Genomic DNA, 17,409 nt, shown 5'->3' on the forward strand with positions numbered 1-17,409 from the left:
GTGCCGGACATCATCACGGAGATCGCTGAAGATCTCTACAACGCGCGTACCACGCGCACCCCCATCGAGTTTGTGCGCCACCGGCTCCCGGACAAGGACAAGGATGCGGCCTACCGCATTTCCGAACTTGTGACCCAACAGCGCGAAGCCTCAGAGGGCCGCCATCGGGTAGGCCGCAAGGTGGGCCTGACCAACCCAGTCGTTCAGGAGCGCGCCGGAGTGGACGAACCGGATTACGGGATCATCCTCGACAACATGGTTTTCGAGTCGCCTGTTGAGCGGCCGTCGTCAGCGTACTTCCACCCCAAGATCGAGGCCGAGCTTGCCTTCGTCCTCAAGTCGGACATCCTGGATTCGGATTTGGCATCTGTGGAAGCCGCCATCGATTACGTCACCCCGGCCATGGAACTAGTGGATAACCGCTACCACAGCTACAAGATGGGCATCGTGGACACGATCGCCGACAACGCCGCCTGCGAAGGTATCGTCACGGGCCCGGTCCGCATCCCTTACGGTGAAATCGACCTTAAACAGGTGGAGATGGTCCTCTACCGCGGCGACGAAGAACTGACGCGCGGCGTCGGCGGCAACGTCATGGGTGATCCCATCAATGCAATCCGGTGGTTGGCAGAGACCTCCCTGAGGATCGGCAAGCCCCTCCGCGCTGGAGAAATCCTGCTCTCCGGATCCATCGGGCTGATCGTGGACTGGGATCCCAACGTTACGTACACCGCGAAGTACTCGCACGGGTTCGGAGACGTCATCGCGCACCTGTTGGAGGCTGTTGATGCGTAAGATAACCGTTGAAACCCGTGTGGCCATCGAGGCGCTCGTCGTGGAACTTCTGTGGCGACTCGACCACGGCAAAGCTGACACGACGTGGGAGCTCTACACCGAAGACGCAGTTTCCACCGGCCCCCTTGGAGACATGGACGGGCGGGAGGCCATCAAGGCCTGGGGCGAACGTCGTGCCAAGGTCACGGGAGTGGTGGGCCGCCACCTCATCGGCGGTATCCGTTTGGAATGGGTAAGCGACGAACTCCATGGCTGGACGCAGTACCTGACGTTCCGCGACTCCTCGGAGAATCCGCTGATGCCCGCCAGCGTAGGTGAATTCCGGGAGGTCTACCGCGAGGTGGATGGCGAGTGGAAGATCGCGCGCCGCGAGATCAACCCAATCTTCGGCGGAATGAACGCTGCCGCGCACGCCAAGCGCCTGACGGAAAGCGCCGCGAAATGAAGTGGGAGAGCCGCGGCGGTCGGCCGCCGGCACTGTTGCACCAGGCCATCCCTTCCCTCGCCGTCACGGAGTGGGCGCTGGCTGCCGGTTACGACGGCGTGGTGGTCGACCTGCAGCACGGCGAAGTGGGACTCGAAGCAGCCTGCACCATGCTGCGGGCCGCACCGCGGGATTCCGCCTACGCCTATGCGCGGGTGGGAAGCCTGGATCCGGCCCCCATCCTTCGCCTACTCGACAGCGGCGCACGCGGAATCATCGCCCCCACCATCGAGTCCGGGCAACAAGCGCGGATGCTGGTGGAGGCCACCAAATACCCGGGCGTGGGCAACCGGAGCCTCGGTCCGAGCAGGCCCGCGCTGTACAAGGGTGAGTCCTACACCGAAGCGGGCAACCTTGCAGTGTCTACCATCGCCCAGATTGAAACAGTGGCGGGCCTGAAGAACGCGGAAGAGATTGTGACGACTCCGGGCCTGGACTCCATCTACATCGGACCGGCGGACCTGGCTGTATCCTTCGGTCTTCCCGGCAGGGGAGACTGGGAAGACGGACCTGTCCGGGAAGCCATCATCGACTTGGCAGCTTTGACGAGGGAACATGGCGTGACCCTGGGCATCTATTCGGGCTCCGGTACCTACGCCGCCCACCTTCTTGACCGGGACCTCGTCGACTATGTCGGCCTCGGCATTGACCTTGTATTCCTTAGCCGGGCGGCCCAAGAATCCATCAAGACCCTGAGGGGCACAAAATGAGCGACCGCAGGGACGTTATTATCATCGGAGCCGGTCCGGTCGGATTGACCTTGGCCAACCTCCTTGGCCAGTTTGGCGTGAGTACGGTGGTCTTCGAAGGCCGCGACGAGCTCATTGACTACCCCCGCGCCGTGGGCATTGACGACGAAGCGCTCCGGACGATGCAGACCATTGGGCTGGTGGACAAGGTGCTTCCGCACACGGTCCCCGACCAGAAGATCCGCATCATCAACGGCGACCGCAAGATCCTCGCAGAGATCAACCCCACCACCCAGGAGTTCGGTTGGCCCCGACGTAACGGCTTTATCCAGCCACTCGTTGATAGGGCTCTACTCGAGGGCCTGGCGCAGTACCCCCATGTGGAGGTGCGTTTCGGTTGCCGGGTGGAGGCTTTCGCATCGGATTCCGACGGCGTCACCGCCACGGTCAGCACGCCCACCGGTGCGGAGCGGATTACGGGCAGCTACGTCGTGGGTTGCGACGGCGGGCGCTCGCTGACCCGTCAGCACCTGGGGCTCAAGTTCGAAGGCGAAACCCGATCGACGCGCGGACTCGTGATCGACGTCGCGAACGATCCCATCGGCACACCGCACGCGGTGTTCGGTGGAGACCCAAGCCGCGGCTACGCAACCCTCAGCCTGCCCCACGGCATTCGGCGCTGGGAGTTCACGCTGTTTGAAGGGGAATCGGAAGAGTTGGCAGAGGATGATGAGTTCGTCTTCGCCCTGCTTGCCCCCCACGTGCCCGATCCCGGGGGCCTGGATATCATCCGCCGTCGGGTCTATGCCCATCACGCCCGGGTCGCAGAGAAGTTCCGCGTAGGTCGCTTCCTTCTGGCCGGCGACGCTGCTCACGTCATGCCGGTGGTGGCTGGTCAAGGGTGGAACTCCGGAATCCGGGATGCCTTGAACCTGGGCTGGAAACTCGCGGCTGTCGTCCAAGGGAAAGCAAGTGACCGGTTGCTTGATTCCTACGAAGACGAGCGCCGGGAGCACGTGAAGGCCATGGTGGCGTTGTCGCTGAACATGGCGAACCTGGTCACAGACCACAACAGGCTCCGCACGGCTGTCCGCGATATGGCTGCCGCCGTGGTGGACCGGCTCCCCAAGGCCCGCGCACGCCTGAACAGCCAAGGCTATAAGCCTATGCCGAAGTACGACCACGGCGTTGTGGTTCCGTCGAAGCTCCCGACGTGGAAGTCCTTGCCGGACCGGGAAGACGCTCCGCGGACGGTGGGAACACTGTTCCCTCAGCCCACAGTCCGCAGCGAGGACGGCAAGTTGGTCCTGCTGGACGATGCCACTGGTCAAGGCTGGCGTGTGGTGGTCTGGAACAACGATCCCATGGCGTTCGTGAGTGAGGTCGCGGCAGAGAAGCTCGGACGGCTTGGCGGCGTCCTGGTGCATGCAGTGCCGGCCACGCAGTTGCCGTGGGCCAAAGCTGCTGCTGCACCCGGCGTTCGCGTTGTTGGTGACGAAAGCGGCGTCCTGAAGTCCTGGTTCGACGAGAGGCCCTTCTCTGCGATCGTTGTGCGCCCGGACCACGTGGTGGCTGCGGAGTGTCTCGCGCAGGAGCTCAGCGGTGTTCTGGACAAGGTCTTCAGCGTGGCGGACGTCACATTGGCGCCTCAGAACGCATAACATAATTAAGAATGCATAATCTGTTGACAAAGGCTTAATTAGCAAAATACTGTTGCTGCAACTCGTCGCTCAAGACGGCAGGCAAAGGCCCGCGCAGCGTTCACTCAAGGGAGAGCGAATCGATGAATATCAAAAAAACCCGCGCAGCGGCCGTCGGCGCCATAGCCTTGGCGCTGGCGCTCAGTGGCTGCGCATCCGGATCTGTCGACGGCAGCGCCCCCGCTGCTGCGGACAGCAGCTCCGGAGCGCTCACCAAGGTCACCTACGGCATCTTCCCGTCCAACACCGTGGCAGCCTTCCTGGTTGCCAAGGACAAAGGCTTCTTCGAAAAGCATGGAATCGATTTGCAGCTGGTAGTGGGCGCAGGCAGCAGTGCGGCACAGCTGCCTGCGCTGGCAACCGGTGACCTGGACTTCATGCTGGCAAGCCCTGTGACGGCGTTGACGGCCACCACCCAGGGGCTCGATGTCCGCATCGTTGAAGGTGTCACCCAGAATGACCCCAAAATCGTTGAAGACTCCACCGCCGTGGTAGTGGGTGCCTCATCCACCATCAAATCTGCCCGGGACCTTGAAGGTAAAAAGGTTTCCGTCAACGCGCTGGGTGGCATCGGCGAGATCGGCATCCGTGAAGCAATTGCCAAGGACGGCGGCGACCCGAAGAAGGTGACCTTCGTCCAGTTGTCCTTCCCGGAAGTTGCAGCCCAGATCGAAGCCGGCCAGATCGACGCCGGTATGGCAGGCTCTCCCTTCATCCAGCAGGTAGTGTCCAAGGGCGGCCGTGTCGTCAGCGACTTCATCCACGACACTGGCCTTGGCGCCAACGAACTGGTCTCCATCTCCAGCGGCAAACTGGTGCAAAGCGATCCGGACAAGGTCAAGCGGTTCACGGAAGCCATGAAGGAAGCCCTGCCTTTCCTGACCCAAAACAATGATCTGATCCGCGACGCCATGCCGGCGGCCCTGGGCACCGATCCCGCGGCTGCGAAGAAGGCCCAGCTCTCGCTCTACAACCCGGATGTCTCACAGGAGACAATCCAGTTGTTTGCGGATCTGCTCGTCAAGTACGGCATCGTGAACACCACGCCCGATGTGGGCAAGGTGATCTGGAAACCATAAAGCCGCTGGCGGGGGCCGCTCCCCCCTGCGGCCCCCGCCAGCCAACTGATCGCACAAATGAGAGCAGAACAAAACCGTGGAAACGCAAAGTCCAACGCTGAGGAGCGTGGCTGTGAGTGCCCCGCCTGCGCGGGAACACAGAGTGCGTCGTGCTGACCGGTGGATTGCTGTGGGACCCTACGTCCTGGGCGTCGCCGGCATCCTGGCGGCACTCGTCGCCTGGGAACTCTTCTCCACCTTTGGCCCAGTCAGCCAGCACCACCTGCCACCACCATCGGTGGTCATTCCTACCCTCCTTAAAAATTTCACCTTCACCCAGTTCTGGCTCACCGTGGGCCAGACGATGTGGGCCTGGTTCCTTGGGCTGACCATCGCCACGCTGGGCGGCCTCGCAGTGGGCTTGCTCATCGGTTCGAGCCGCTTCCTGCGCGCTGCAACGCACACCACGGTCGAGTTCCTGCGTCCCATTCCTGCTGTAGGCCTGATTCCCTTGGCCGCACTGTTCTTTGGACCGCGGATCGGCGCCGAACTCCTGGTTGTGGTTTACGGCTGTTTTTGGATTGTCCTGATCCAGGCCATGTATGGCATCACGGACATTGACAAGGTGGCCGACGACACCGTTCGCACGCTGCGGATGACGTGGCTTCAGCGGGTTCGGCACCTGGTATTGCCCACGCTCCTGCCGTACCTGATGACCGGCATCCGCCTTGCTGCCACGGTTGCCCTGATCCTTGCGATCAGTTCCGAACTCATCGTCGGTACGCCCGGAATAGGCCGGGCAGTGGCGCAGGCCCAATTGAACGACAACCCGGCGGCGATGATCGCACTGATCCTGACATCCGGCCTCCTAGGCATCCTGGTGAACCTTATTTTCCGCTTCATCGAGCGCAAGGTGCTGTTCTGGCACAGCTCGGTCCGTTCGGAGGTGGCGGCATGATCGTCCTCAAACGCCTCGGCATGTGGTTCGGCCTGCCGGCAATCCTCATTTCCATCTGGTGGGCGTTCACAGCCCAGGGAGCCAACTTCTTCGTTCCCAAGCCGGACAAACTGGCCACCACGTTCATCAACGTGTGGTTCAGCGAGAAGTTCTTCACCGACGTCGTGCCCAGCATGGGTCGGCTTCTCATCAGCCTTGCCGTCTCCCTGGTACTCGGGGTCGCTCTGGGGATCGCCATCGGTCTCTCGCGCACTCTGCGCTGGTTCCTGGAACCCCTGCTGGAATTTATCCGGGCAGTGCCTTCAGCAATCCTCATTCCGGTGCTGCTCCTGCTCATCGGCATCAATGACACGATGAAGATCACTGTGATCGTCCTGGGCTGCCTCTGGCCTGTCCTGCTCAATACGATCGAAGGCGTGCGGTCCCTCGACGAAGTGCTGAAGAACACGGCACTCGTCTACCGGCTCCGCGGCTTCGATCGCATACGCTACCTGGTGCTTCCCGGCGCTTCGCCGCTCATCATGGCCGGCATCCGGCATAGCCTTGCGGTGGGGCTTATCCTCTTGGTCGTCTCGGAAATGTTCGCGTCGACCGACGGTATTGGCTACTCCATTATCAACTTCCAGAACCGCATCGCGATCCCCGAAATGTGGAGCGGAATATTTCTCCTGGGGATCATAGGAGTGCTGCTTTCGGTGGTATTCCAGGCAATCCAGAAGCGGGTTCTGGGATGGTACTACGGTCTGAAGGAGGCCTCCAATGACGGCTAGCAAGTCGGATATCCGGCTCAGTGTCCAGCAGGTGCGCAAGGTATATAGCGCAGGCACACGGAACGAGGTGGAGGCCGTACGGTCCCTGACCTTCGATCTCCACGCTGGCGAGTTCGCCTGCCTGGTAGGGCCCTCCGGTTCCGGAAAGACGACGCTGCTCAAATGCATTGCCGGGCTCCTGGATCCAACATCCGGTGAAGTGGTCCTGGACGGCAAGCGCGTCTCCGGGCCCGCCGAGGGCATGGCCGTGGTCTTCCAGGAATACAGCCGCAGCCTCTTCCCTTGGTTGAGTGTCGAGGACAACGTCGAGCTGCCGCTCAAGACCTCCGGCGTGCCCAAGGCTGAGCGTAAGGCCCGGGTCAAGGATGCGCTTGAGGCAGTCACCCTGTCCCACGCTGCCAAGAGCTACCCGTGGCAGCTCTCCGGCGGCATGCAGCAGCGCGTGGCGATCGCCCGTGCCGTAGCCTCCAATCCCAGCGTCCTGCTCATGGACGAGCCCTTCGCGGCCGTCGACGCGCAAACCCGTGGAGAGCTGGAGGACCTGGTCCGTGACGTCTGGAAGCGGTTGGACATGACCATCCTCTTCGTGACCCACGACATTGACGAATCCGTCTACCTGGCTGAACGCGTCCTGGTGTTGTCCAGCTCGCCCACTATTGTCCAGGCTGACATCCACATCGACCTTCCCGATGTCCGCAGCCAGGCTGACACACGGTCCCTGCACCGCTTCGGCGAACTTCGCCACCAGGTGTACGAGGAGGTTCAGTTCGCCAAGACCAATCCCGGCGGCGAACGGAAGACCGCGCACGACGGGTTGTACGCATGAGCCCCCGGGCAGGCGCGGATGTCAGCAGCAACGGCAAGACGGAGAGCGGCAAGCGTCGCCGGGTCCACCAGTCCACGCCGGAAAATGAACGCGCCATCCTTGAAGCGGTGCTCCAGCTGGCCGTGAAAGTGGGCTATGAAGGCACCACGATGGCCGAGGTGGCACGGGTTGCCGGCCTGCCGATCGGTTCGGTCTACTGGCACTTCGAAAACAAAGAGGGCCTCTTTGCCGCACTGATCGATTACTGCTTCGAAAACTGGCAGACGCGCCACCGTGGGCCGGAGAACAGGGTGATCCTCCGTACGAGTATCGCCGGGTCCGCCGCAAATTCAACTGATCCTGAGCACGCACAGGAAGCGTTCTGGATCATCGGTCTGCTCTTCGCGCTGGAGAAGCGGCTGGCGGGCAACGCGGCACGTCAGAAGTACTTGGAAGTGCGCGAGCAGATGTATGAACTCATGGTTGAGGCTGTCACTCCGGGCCTCCCGGAGGCGGCCTTGCGCGTCAAGCCGGACCTTGCCCGGAAAGTCGTCATGCTGGGCCGCGCCCTGACGGACGGCTTCTACATCTCGGCCTCCGCAGGAGATGAGATCGACTTCGCTGAAGCGGCCGAGCTGTCTGCGCTCGCCATGGACAAGCTCGTCCAGCACTACGCCGAGCTCGGGGCGGCGGAGGACAAGGGGTGAAGGCATCAGGCAAGGTTGCGCTGGTGGTCGGCGGCGGTCGCGGGATCGCCGGCGCGGCTGCCAGGGCGTTGGCTGATGACGGGTACAAAATTGCAGCCCTTTCGCCCTCCGGCAGTGCCCTGAAGTTGGCGCGCTGCCTCGGCGGCGTGGGCGCGGTCGGTTCGAACCGTTCCGTTGGGGATCTGCAGTCAATTACCGACTTGGCGCTGGAGACTTACGGGCGGATCGACGTCGTAATCAACAGTGCCGGCCACGCGGCCAGGAAGCCGGTGCTTGAGATCAGCGACGACGAATGGCTCGAGGGCTACGAGATGTACCTCATGAACGTCATCCGCATGGCTCGAATCGTCACCCCCCACCTGTTGGCCGGGGGCGGGGGATCGATCGTGAACGTTTCCACCAGCTCCCCTTTTGAACCCAATCCGAACTACCCAGTATCCGGCACATTCCGCGCCGCCTTGGGGTCTTTTACCAAGCTGTATTCCGACGAGTACGGGCCGTCCGGTATCCGAATGAACAATGTCCTCCCTGGATTCACGAAGGAGGACCCCGGTACCGTGCCGGCTGAATGGACCACCCGGATACCGCTGCGCAGGGCTGCCAGCTCCAGGGAAGTGGCCCGCGTCATCCGGTTCCTCGCAAGCGAGGAATCAAGCTACATCACAGGCCAGAACATCCGCGTGGATGGTGGCGCGTCGCGCTCCGTTTAGGAGCTGGCACCTGAAAGAAAGGCATTTTTAGCTATGTCACTTGGTGTGATTACCGAAATGGGCTATCTCGCTATGAGAACCCGGGACTACGACGAGTCCCTTGAACTGGCCACCGACGTCCTTGGCCTGCGTATGACGCTGAACGATGATAAGCGTGCCTACCTGTCCGCTGCGGACCGTCACCACGAGCTGGTGTACGTGAAGGGCGAGGAGGACGGAATCGACCACGTCGGCCTTGTGGCAGACAGCCCGGAGGGGCTCGAAATCATTCGCAAGCGACTGGAAACGGCCGGGTTCCCGATCCTTACGCGCAGCCCTTTGGAGCGGGAGATCGGTGAGGGCTTCGCCGTCCTGGGCCCGGAAGGATACGTCTACCACGTCTATGTGGGCATGAAGGACCACCGGCACGGTCCGTCATCGTTTGGCCCGGACCGTTATGGTCACATCAACATCCATCCCCAGAATCCCACGGCCATGAAGGACTTCCTGGTGGAGTTCTTTGGCTTCAAGGTTTCGGACATCATTGGCAACGACTTTGCCTACTTCCTGCGCTGCAACCCGGACCACCACGGCATTGCCTTGATCAAGGGCCGCGGTTCCCTGCACCACCACGCGTGGCAGACGCAGTCCATTGCCGACCTTGGCCGCCTCGGCGACCGGCTGTTCGCCAAGGGTCGTCGGTTGATTTGGGGCCCGGTCCGCCACGGCGCGGGCCACAACATCGCCGCCTATTATGTCGAACCCAATGGCACCGTGGTCGAGCTGTACACCGATCTCGAGCAAATCCACGAACTGGAGCGTCCCCCGATCGAGTGGGACCAGGATGACCGGACCTGGTTCAACCGTTGGGGCGTCTACAACGGCGAGGATTTCCGGAAGCACGGAGCCTTCCCCATCGCATTGAACTAAGAACGGGCCGGGTTGCCCTTACTCCTTGGGCAGCCCGGCGTCGGAGGCGGCATGAAACTCGGCTTCTTCGATCACGTCGATCGTGCGCATGTAGTGCTCCCGCAGAAGCTTGGTGGCCGTCGGAGCATCGCGGGCAATGGTCGCCTCGAGAATCGCGCGGTGCTCGGCCTCGATGTCCCGGGATTGAGCGCGTTTATCCGGCGCGGTCCAGAGGCGGTAAAGGGCGGTAGCCTCGCCCAGGGTGGCTGCGAAATCCTGCAGCAAGGGGACAGGGCAGGCTTCCAGCAACTTTGCGTGGAACGCCTGGTGGGCCAGGAACCATTCCACCGAGATGTGGTTCGGGTCCTCGCTGGTGCGGCGCGGGGTCCGCTCCAGGCGGTGGTGGACGGCAAGAAGATCGGATTCCCAGGCAACGTCGCCCTGTTCAATGGCCAAGGTCAGCCCGTATTCCTCCACCCGGCAACGAAGTTCACCCAGGCCGCGCAGTTCTTCCAAGGTGTATTCGGACACGAAGAAGCCCCTGTTGGGACGGAATTGCAGCAACTTTTCACCGGCCAAACGCACCAGTGCTTCACGGACGACCGTGGAACTGGCACCGTACCGCTTGGTGAGCTCACCGACCTGGAGGTTGGTGCCCGGGGCCCACTGGCCAGCAAAGATGTCGGCCCGCAACTTCCTCCGCACTGCTTCACTGATTGTTTCTGCATTTGCTTGTCGTGCCATGGGACAAGCGTACACTTACGCACTAACGCACTGAAACTACATTATTGACTCAAGAATGCATTCTCTATAGTTCAAACACCGACAAGCCGGAGGCGATGACGCCGGCCCTAGAAAGGATTCACATGCGCTACGCGAGTTACTTGAACCAGGAAGGCCAGCCCACGTGGGGACTGGAGACCAACGGAGAGCTGCTGGACCTCGGTCCCAGCGGAGCCAAGCTCAGCTCTTCGCTGCAGTCGGCCATCGAGGAAGATCTGCTGTCAGCTCCCCTGGAATGGGACAAGGCGCCGGTCCAGCCCGTTGAAGGAACCTCCTTCCTTCCCGTTCTGTCCACCCCGGGCAAGGTCATCTGCATTGGTGTTAACTACCGCAGCCACCGTGAAGAAACCGGACGGGACGAGGTAGGCAAGCCCACCGTCTTCGCACGCTTCTCCGACACCCTGGCCGCCCACGGCGCGGACCTGCCGATTCCCGCCGAAAGCTCCATGTACGACTACGAAGGTGAAGTCGCGCTGGTGATCGGAGCCCACGCGGATCACGTCAAGCCTGAAGACGCCTGGAACTACATTGCCGGCTATGCCGCATTCAATGACTTCAGCGCCCGCGACTGGCAGCGCCACACGGGTCAGTGGACCCCGGGCAAGAATTTCCCGCTCAGCGGTGCCTTCGGCCCGTACTTCATGTCCGCCGAGGAAGTCGGTGACGTCACCGAGCTCGTGGTGGAAACCCGCGTCAACGGCGAGGTCCGGCAGCGCGCCGCCGTCGCAGACCTCATCTTCGACATCCCCGCCATCATCGAGTACGTCACCGCGTTCACTCCGCTGGCTCCGGGCGACGTCATTGTCACCGGTACGCCCGGTGGTGTGGGTCTCTTCATGGAGCCGCCCACATTCCTGGTCCCGGGTGACGTCGTCGAGGTTGAGGTCGGCAAACTGGGCACCCTTCGCAACGTCCTCGTTGCTTAAGGATGCGTGGAGGAAACACTATGGATGGGTTCGATGTTGCGGTTGTGGGGGCCGGGCCCGTTGGGCTGACAGCGGCGCTGTTGCTGGCCGACGGCGGTGCGCGCGTTGTGCTGCTGGAAACCGCCAAGGCCCCGATGGACCTCCCGCGGGCCATCAGCATCGCTGACGAGACCTTCCGGACGATGGACCGGCTGGGCCTCGCGGAAGCGTTGAAAGCGGAATCGCTGCTGGGAACCGGCAGCCGCTACTTCGGGCTGAATGACCGGCCACTTGCGTCGTCCACACCTGTTCCCTCCCGCATCGGGCATCCTGCGAAGTCGCAGTTCGACCAGCCCGTGCTGGAAGAACTGCTGTGGAACAAGGCCTGTGAACACCAGGGGATTGAGTTTCTGGCCGGTGCCCAGGTAAATTCCATCAGCCAGAAAGCGGGCGGGGTAACAGTCGGATTTGATTCCGACGCCGGCGCGGGCACCGTCACAGCCTCGTGGCTGGTCGGGGCAGATGGCGGTCGCAGCTTTGTCCGCGAGAGCCTGGGCATCGACCTGGTGGGTTCCACCCAGCAGGAACGATGGATTGTTGTGGACTTGCTCAACGTCCCTGGAGCACGCGAACCCTTCGCCGAGTTCCATGGCAACGGGACACGTCCCTACGTTCTGGTTCCCGGAATCAAGGGCCGCCTGCGGCTCGAATTCATGCTTTTCGATCACGAAGATCCGGACGAGATGACGGCCCCGGACAAGATTCTGGAGTTGTCCCGGCCCTTCCACCCGGAGCTCCGCACCGAAGACGTCAGGCGCGCTGTGGTCTATGTAGCCCATCAACGGCTTGCCCGCACGTACCGTTCGGGCCGCGCCTTCCTGATCGGGGATGCGGCACACCTTATGCCTCCCTTCTCCGGACAAGGACTGAACGCAGGCCTGCGGGATGCCCTGAACCTGAGCTGGAAGCTGCTGGAGGTGCTCCGCGGTGTGGGCACCGACCGCCTTCTGTCCACCTACGAGTCCGAACGCCGCACCCACGCGGCCAAGATGGTCAAGGTCTCGCGCCGGACGGGCGCTGTGGTGATGGCCGTAGGAGCCTTCAGGACCAATCTTCGGGATATTGCCTTCCGTGCGGTCAGCCTGATTCCCGCTGTGCATCGGTACCTGGGGTCGATGCGGTTCATCACCCCGCCGGACTACCGCAACGGTGTTGCCATCAAGGCCGATCGCGACGTTGACCGTCGACTCGCGGCCTGGGTGGGCCTTGCCCTCAGCCAACCGACCCTGACTGAGGAGGACGGTTCCGTGTCACCCCTGGACTCCCACCTGGGGAGTGGATGGGCACTCATCACGCTTGGCGCAGGCAGCACCGGAACGACAGCGGGCAACCAGTTCTGGTCCTTGCTGGGCGCTCGCCGGATCACGCTCGCTGAGAATTCCCACGCCGCGCGCCGGAATGGTGACGAGCAGGTCCTAGCAGATGCGGCACGGGTTCTCGCGCGTCCCGGGCTGGCCACACCCCACACCGTGTTGGTGCGGCCGGACCGCTACGTCGCTGCCGTATTCACTGACCAAAGTGAGACGGCCGTGATCAACAAACTGCGTTCGTACGTCGATCCGCTGTCGCGGTCCTGACGAATCAAGGAGGAAAAATGCCCAGCATGCAGGAAATGAGGTCTGAGACGATGCGGTTTGACGACCTTTACTGGGAAGCAAGCTCAGAGCCGATCGTCGAGGACGACGTCCAACTGGAAAAGATCGTCGCCCAGGCGGAACTTCCTGTCCTGCTCGCCGCCCTCGCGGCGGCGCTGGGGGACACCTCTTTCATTGACAGTGATCTGCAGCCTCCCTTGACCCTGGTGGACACCCAGCCCCATCCGCATGGAGGCATGTCACCGGAGCAGCAGGAACGCGCTAAGGCACTTGCTTTGGAGGGCCTGCGGCGACTGCGGGACAAGGAGATCACCAGCGTTGATTTGCTGGAGGAGGGCGCCGTAAAGGACCTCCTGGGGTACCTCACCGGTGGCCGCGAGAACTGGTTCGCGTCGCTGAAGCACGAACTCGACCTCGCTCCGGACAAGGGCGGAGCTCCTCAGTGGAACTTCGACGAGGTAGCCGACGGGCGCGACTTCCCGGTGTTGATCATCGGTGCCGGGATCGCCGGAATTGCTGCCGCCTACCGCTATTCGCAGGCGGGTGTGCCGTTCACCGTGGTGGAGGACGCGCCAACCTTGGGCGGGACCTGGGCCAAGAACACCTACCCCGGTGTCCGCCTCGATACCCCCACGTTCGGCTATTCGTATTCCTTCGCCCAGCGTGGTGACTGGCCGCACCAGTTCGCCGAAGGCGGAGACGTCCTGGACTACGTCCGGGACGTGGCTGAGCGAGCGGGGCTGGTGGAGTCCATCGAGTTCTCTACCCGTCTTGTCCGATTGGTGTGGGACGAGGAATCCCGCACCTGGCAGGCGACCACCCGCCATAGCGGCGGGCAGGAGCGAGTCCGCAGCTTTGCCGCCGTCGTAAGCGCCCTGGGCCAACTGGACCGGCCCAACATCCCCGAATTCCCCGGTGCTGAGCTGTACCGCGGCGTGACTATGCACTCGCAGGAGTGGTCGCACGACGTCGATTACCGCGGCAAGCGCGTGGCGGTCATAGGCACGGGTGCCAGCGCGTACCAGATTGTGCCGGCGCTGGCTGACGAGGTGTCCGGGCTGGTGCTCTTCCAGCGCAGCGCGCCGTGGATGCTGCCGGCTCCCAATTATCACGACGGCGTCAGCGACACCTTCGCGTGGTTGCGGCGCAAAGTGCCGCACTACGCGCAGTGGTACCGGCTGTGGGTGACTCTCCAGGGTATTCCGGGCCGCATGCACACCGTCAAGGCGGAGGACGGATGGCAGGGTGCGCCGTTGAGCGTGTCCGCCAAGAACCAGGAAGTCCGGGAGGTGCTGATCGAGCGCATGAAGGAACAGTTCGCGGACCGTCCCGAATTGCTTGAGAACGCTATTCCCAGCTACCCGCCCGGTGCCAAGAGAATGCTGCGTGACAACGGGGTGTGGGCTGCAGCCCTAAAATCCGAGGGCACCACCGTGGTCACCTCCGGGATCGAAAGGTTCTCGGAAAACGGGATCATCGACAACGATGGCTTTGAACACGAGGTGGACATCGTCGTCTTCGCCACCGGATTCAAACCCTCAGACTACCTGGATGAAGTGGAGGTCGTCGGCCGTGATGGTGTGGAGATCCACGATTTCTGGAAGGGCGATGCCCGGGCCTACAACGGCGTCACAGTCCCTGGATTCCCCAACTTCTTCCTGATCTATGGACCCAACGTTGGTGGTGTAGTGGCCGGAAGCCTGCACTTCATGATTGAGCGCGCCGTCGAGTTCTCCCTCAGGGCCGTCCATGAGGTCCTGCAGCGTGGTGCCTCCGCGATCGACGTCAAGCTGGAAGCGCTGGATCGTTTTGTGAAGTGGGTCGACGCCGGAAATCGCCGGATGGCGTGGGGGCAGCCCTACGTACGCAGCTGGTACCAAAACTCGCACGGCCGTGTTTCGCAGGTGTGGCCTTACACCAACGTCGAGTACTGGGAGGCAACCGAGACAGTCAAGGCTGACGATCACGAGTTCCTTGCGTGACGGTTCTGCTGATTGATACCCCCGGCGGGAAGGTCCGGGCAAGTCTCTGTGGAGGAGTAATGGATGCGCCCGGACTTCGCTACGGCACGGCTCCTTCGGATTCGCGAAGCGGTGGGGTTGCCGGCGAAGCACAGACCGGCCCAGCCGCCTTTCCGCAGCGGCCGGGCATGCTGGACGGCTTGCTTGGTACTGCGCTGAGCGAACTTGAACAGCGGGAGGATGCTTTTACCCTGCGGGTCCAGGCGCCGGCCGGGGCCCATGGGCTGCCCGTACTCTTCTTCATTCCCGGAGGCGGTTTCACCACGGGTTCCGGAGAAAGCCGCTGGTACGACTCGCCGGACCTGGTGCGGACCGGCGGCTTTGTTCTGGTCACCGTGAACTACCGCCTCGGCGTGGCCGGGCACTTCGCTCCGTCCGGAGACCCCACGGAATCCACCAAACCGTTGCGTGATCTTAAAGCCGCACTGGCTTGGGTGCGGGAGAACATCAGCCCTTTCGGGGGAGACCCGGCCAAGGTTACCCTGGCCGGGGATTCCGCCGGGGCCTGGTACGCCTACGCGCTGAGCACGGACCCGTCTGTTCGCGGTATGGCGGCGCAAACCCTGTTGCTCAGCATGCCCCGCCTGGCGCCCCTGCCCGTGGACGTCTGGCTGAACCATCGCGCAGCTGTTCTTGAGGCATTGGGCTCGGACCTGTCCGCTGCTCCTACTCCGGCCATTCTGGATGCCCAGGAGGCTGCGAGGGCAGGTCTTCGGCCGTTCCCGTACATGGCCGCCGAGTCAGGGGAGGCTCCGGCCGACTTGGTCAGGTATGCCGATTCGGTGCAGAGAATCCACACCGGTGCCCTGCTGATGATCACCACTGCTGAAGAGTCCGCGGCGTTCCTGCGCAACCAGCCGAGGGATCGGTTCTCAGATGCGGGCGTGGACGAGTTCCTTGAACGAACCTTCAAAGACCCGGCACTGGCGGCACAGATGCTGGTGGCTGACGATGCTTACCTGAGGATGGTCCGAGCCGCCACGTTGGCCCAGTTCCGCCTACCCGCCCTGGAGATCGCCGCACACTCACCTGTACCTGCGCAGGTGGTCCGGTTCGATCACCAAAGCAAGCTTGATGGTGCTTACTCAGCCCATTGCTTCCCGCTCGCATTCATCTTCGACGGAACAGACCGCTGGAGTGATTCCCCAATGATGATCAACGCCACGGAGGCGGAAACTTCCCGGGTGACTGCCTCGATGCGGGAACTGATTTGCCGGTTCCTGTACTGCGGAGTGGCCGAAAGCAGCCGCTATGACGTCGCGGCCCCGCGCTCGCTGGTCATTGATGCTGACGGGGTCCGGTGGGCGCCGGTCCGTGAGGCGGAACTACGGGTGTTGGCCTAGGGGTTCCCTTTCTGCCCAACACCTTCCCGCGTTATGCAAGGAACTCGTAGTCGTCCGCCTCAACCTTCTCTGTGATCCGCCGGTGTAAGAAGAAGCTTCGGTCTGAAGCACAACCGAAGGCAGTCCCGACACAAGTCATGGCTGGCTCTGTCGTTAGTGAAAACCCGAGTTATTTAGCCCGCCCAGGTTAAGTACGTCCTTCAGCATCGCCAACGCCGCCCCCTTCGGGCTGGAGCGGCCGCCCTGGACGGTGATGTCCCCGGCGTCCGGGCACCTGAAAACCATCGCCTTTTCCGGTCCAGCAGTGGAGAAAAGAGGGTCTCCCGGGGCCACGGCCTCCAAACGAACCGTCACCACCATGGGCCGCTCCAGGGACGCGGACGCCACAGCGCGCAAACGCAATCCTCGCTTGGAGGCCTCCAGCGCCCTGGCAGCCGTGGAAGAGCCGATGGGCTCCGCCTCCACCGCAATCCGCGAGACGTCCCAGTTCCAGAGAAGCCCGGCGATGAGCCGCACCTTCGTGGCCGCATCTTTCCCGGACAGGTCCGCGGAAGGGTCTGCCTCCGCAATACCCCTGCGCTGCGCCTCCAGGACCGCGGACTCCAACCCGGCGCCGCGGGAAAGCTCATCGAGAATGAACGTGGACGTGCCGTTGGGGCAGGCCCGGACAGCGTTGCAGCCCATGCCCCGCAGCGCGACACGGGCCATGTCCGCAGCGGGAAGCGCGGCGCCGGTGGCCCCTGAAATGCGGATGCGGCTCCCGCCATCGAGGGCCGCACGCTCAAGGTCCCGCCAATGGCTCAGCACGTGGCTCTTGGTTGCTGTCACCACGTCCACGCCACTCCGGAGGGCGGCAACCGCCTCCTCCAGCGCACGCGCGTGGGCCTCCGGCGAGGAAGGCAGTGCCTGGACCAGGACGGAGGCGCCGGTCCGGGCCAGTGTCTCTTCGATGGACCGAATCGGCCCCCAAGAGGAGCGATCCGGAACCGGCGAACCGGGCGCAAGGAAGGCTTCCGTCCCGTGACCCCGGACGGCGGCAATCTGCAGCAGGGAACCCTGCTCCAGGACAACCTCGGCAAAAGCGCGGCCCACGGCACCGAAGCCGGACAGCACCAGCCGCACGGGTTTCACCAACGGC

The 17,409-nt window shown here is 62.9% G+C and carries 17 protein-coding genes; 15 read left to right on the top strand and 2 right to left on the bottom strand.

From position 1 onward, the window contains the following. The 11 genes from VIK36_RS00580 (at position 1) to VIK36_RS00630 (ending at position 9,585) form a co-directional block, all read left to right on the top strand. Positions 1–795 (top strand): 2-keto-4-pentenoate hydratase, encoded by a 795-nt coding sequence (locus VIK36_RS00580; protein WP_324643695.1) that lies wholly within the window; start codon positions 1–3, stop codon positions 793–795. Then, complete coding sequence (locus tag VIK36_RS00585) at positions 788–1,240, top strand: nuclear transport factor 2 family protein (RefSeq protein ID WP_324643696.1); 453 nt, start codon at positions 788–790, stop codon at positions 1,238–1,240. Before VIK36_RS00580 ends, VIK36_RS00585 begins: the two co-directional genes overlap by 8 nt. Next, positions 1,237–1,989: an HpcH/HpaI aldolase family protein gene (locus tag VIK36_RS00590; protein WP_324643697.1), complete on the top strand. Its 753-nt coding sequence runs from the start codon at positions 1,237–1,239 to the stop codon at positions 1,987–1,989. Before VIK36_RS00585 ends, VIK36_RS00590 begins: the two co-directional genes overlap by 4 nt. Next, complete coding sequence (locus VIK36_RS00595; RefSeq protein ID WP_324643698.1) at positions 1,986–3,629, top strand: bifunctional 3-(3-hydroxy-phenyl)propionate/3-hydroxycinnamic acid hydroxylase; 1,644 nt, start codon at positions 1,986–1,988, stop codon at positions 3,627–3,629. The genes VIK36_RS00590 and VIK36_RS00595 overlap by 4 nt, the downstream gene beginning before the upstream one ends. Before the next feature lie 122 nt (positions 3,630–3,751). Beyond that, the gene (locus VIK36_RS00600) at positions 3,752–4,747 is read left to right on the top strand and encodes an ABC transporter substrate-binding protein (protein ID WP_324643699.1); all 996 of its coding nucleotides are present in this window, start codon (positions 3,752–3,754) and stop codon (positions 4,745–4,747) included. Between the two features lie 112 nt (positions 4,748–4,859). Continuing rightward, positions 4,860–5,684, top strand: a complete 825-nt coding sequence (locus VIK36_RS00605) for an ABC transporter permease (protein WP_324643700.1) — start codon at positions 4,860–4,862, stop codon at positions 5,682–5,684. Continuing rightward, positions 5,681–6,454, top strand: coding sequence for an ABC transporter permease (locus tag VIK36_RS00610; protein WP_324643701.1), 774 nt, complete (start codon positions 5,681–5,683; stop codon positions 6,452–6,454). Before VIK36_RS00605 ends, VIK36_RS00610 begins: the two co-directional genes overlap by 4 nt. Continuing rightward, positions 6,444–7,280 (top strand): ABC transporter ATP-binding protein, encoded by an 837-nt coding sequence (locus VIK36_RS00615; RefSeq protein ID WP_324643702.1) that lies wholly within the window; start codon positions 6,444–6,446, stop codon positions 7,278–7,280. Before VIK36_RS00610 ends, VIK36_RS00615 begins: the two co-directional genes overlap by 11 nt. Next, a complete protein-coding gene (locus tag VIK36_RS00620) occupies positions 7,277–7,966 on the top strand; it encodes a helix-turn-helix domain-containing protein (RefSeq protein WP_324643703.1) in 690 nt (229 codons plus the stop codon). Before VIK36_RS00615 ends, VIK36_RS00620 begins: the two co-directional genes overlap by 4 nt. Continuing rightward, positions 7,963–8,676, top strand: a complete 714-nt coding sequence (locus VIK36_RS00625) for an SDR family oxidoreductase (protein WP_324643704.1) — start codon at positions 7,963–7,965, stop codon at positions 8,674–8,676. The genes VIK36_RS00620 and VIK36_RS00625 overlap by 4 nt, the downstream gene beginning before the upstream one ends. A 33-nt stretch (positions 8,677–8,709) precedes the next feature. After that, entirely contained in the window at positions 8,710–9,585 is an 876-nt protein-coding gene (locus VIK36_RS00630; protein WP_324643705.1) for a VOC family protein, read from the top strand. A gap of 18 nt (positions 9,586–9,603) precedes the next feature. Here the strand turns inward: VIK36_RS00630 and VIK36_RS00635 are convergent, their stop codons facing one another. Continuing rightward, positions 9,604–10,308, bottom strand: coding sequence for a GntR family transcriptional regulator (locus VIK36_RS00635; RefSeq protein ID WP_324643706.1), 705 nt, complete (start codon positions 10,306–10,308; stop codon positions 9,604–9,606). Between the two features lie 122 nt (positions 10,309–10,430). Between VIK36_RS00635 and VIK36_RS00640 the strand changes: the two genes are divergently transcribed. Genes VIK36_RS00640 through VIK36_RS00655 form a run of 4 tightly spaced genes read left to right on the top strand, consistent with a single transcriptional unit; the run spans position 10,431 to position 16,271 of the window. Beyond that, positions 10,431–11,273 carry a fumarylacetoacetate hydrolase family protein gene (locus VIK36_RS00640; RefSeq protein ID WP_324643707.1) on the top strand — a complete coding sequence of 281 codons (843 nt, stop codon included), beginning with the start codon at positions 10,431–10,433 and terminating at the stop codon, positions 11,271–11,273. Positions 11,274–11,293: 20 nt separating this feature from the next. After that, positions 11,294–12,889 (top strand): FAD-dependent monooxygenase, encoded by a 1,596-nt coding sequence (locus VIK36_RS00645; protein ID WP_324643708.1) that lies wholly within the window; start codon positions 11,294–11,296, stop codon positions 12,887–12,889. 17 nt (positions 12,890–12,906) lie between these two features. Beyond that, a complete protein-coding gene (locus tag VIK36_RS00650; protein ID WP_324643709.1) occupies positions 12,907–14,889 on the top strand; it encodes an NAD(P)/FAD-dependent oxidoreductase in 1,983 nt (660 codons plus the stop codon). 59 nt (positions 14,890–14,948) lie between these two features. Further along, positions 14,949–16,271: a carboxylesterase family protein gene (locus tag VIK36_RS00655; protein ID WP_324643710.1), complete on the top strand. Its 1,323-nt coding sequence runs from the start codon at positions 14,949–14,951 to the stop codon at positions 16,269–16,271. A 153-nt stretch (positions 16,272–16,424) separates the two neighbouring features. On the opposite strand, the gene VIK36_RS00660 is transcribed toward VIK36_RS00655, so the two are convergent. Continuing rightward, positions 16,425–17,402 carry a hypothetical protein gene (locus VIK36_RS00660; protein WP_324643711.1) on the bottom strand — a complete coding sequence of 326 codons (978 nt, stop codon included), beginning with the start codon at positions 17,400–17,402 and terminating at the stop codon, positions 16,425–16,427. Positions 17,403–17,409 lie beyond the last annotated feature (7 nt).

This window comes from Pseudarthrobacter sp. LT1 (assembly GCF_035621795.1).
GTDB lineage: Bacteria > Actinomycetota > Actinomycetes > Actinomycetales > Micrococcaceae > Arthrobacter.

Bases quoted from the DNA above. Each gene is read 5' to 3' on its own strand.
- VIK36_RS00640 (WP_324643707.1), top strand. From the start codon at position 10,431: ATGCGCTACGCGAGTTACTTGAACCAGGAAGGCCAGCCCACGTGGGGA.
- VIK36_RS00635 (WP_324643706.1), bottom strand. From the start codon at position 10,308: ATGGCACGACAAGCAAATGCAGAAACAATCAGTGAAGCAGTGCGGAGG.
- VIK36_RS00590 (WP_324643697.1), top strand. From the start codon at position 1,237: ATGAAGTGGGAGAGCCGCGGCGGTCGGCCGCCGGCACTGTTGCACCAG.
- VIK36_RS00645 (WP_324643708.1), top strand. From the start codon at position 11,294: ATGGATGGGTTCGATGTTGCGGTTGTGGGGGCCGGGCCCGTTGGGCTG.
- VIK36_RS00655 (WP_324643710.1), top strand. From the start codon at position 14,949: ATGGATGCGCCCGGACTTCGCTACGGCACGGCTCCTTCGGATTCGCGA.
- VIK36_RS00585 (WP_324643696.1), top strand. From the start codon at position 788: ATGCGTAAGATAACCGTTGAAACCCGTGTGGCCATCGAGGCGCTCGTC.
- VIK36_RS00595 (WP_324643698.1), top strand. From the start codon at position 1,986: ATGAGCGACCGCAGGGACGTTATTATCATCGGAGCCGGTCCGGTCGGA.
- VIK36_RS00630 (WP_324643705.1), top strand. From the start codon at position 8,710: ATGTCACTTGGTGTGATTACCGAAATGGGCTATCTCGCTATGAGAACC.
- VIK36_RS00620 (WP_324643703.1), top strand. From the start codon at position 7,277: ATGAGCCCCCGGGCAGGCGCGGATGTCAGCAGCAACGGCAAGACGGAG.
- VIK36_RS00615 (WP_324643702.1), top strand. From the start codon at position 6,444: ATGACGGCTAGCAAGTCGGATATCCGGCTCAGTGTCCAGCAGGTGCGC.
- VIK36_RS00600 (WP_324643699.1), top strand. From the start codon at position 3,752: ATGAATATCAAAAAAACCCGCGCAGCGGCCGTCGGCGCCATAGCCTTG.
- VIK36_RS00650 (WP_324643709.1), top strand. From the start codon at position 12,907: ATGCCCAGCATGCAGGAAATGAGGTCTGAGACGATGCGGTTTGACGAC.
- VIK36_RS00610 (WP_324643701.1), top strand. From the start codon at position 5,681: ATGATCGTCCTCAAACGCCTCGGCATGTGGTTCGGCCTGCCGGCAATC.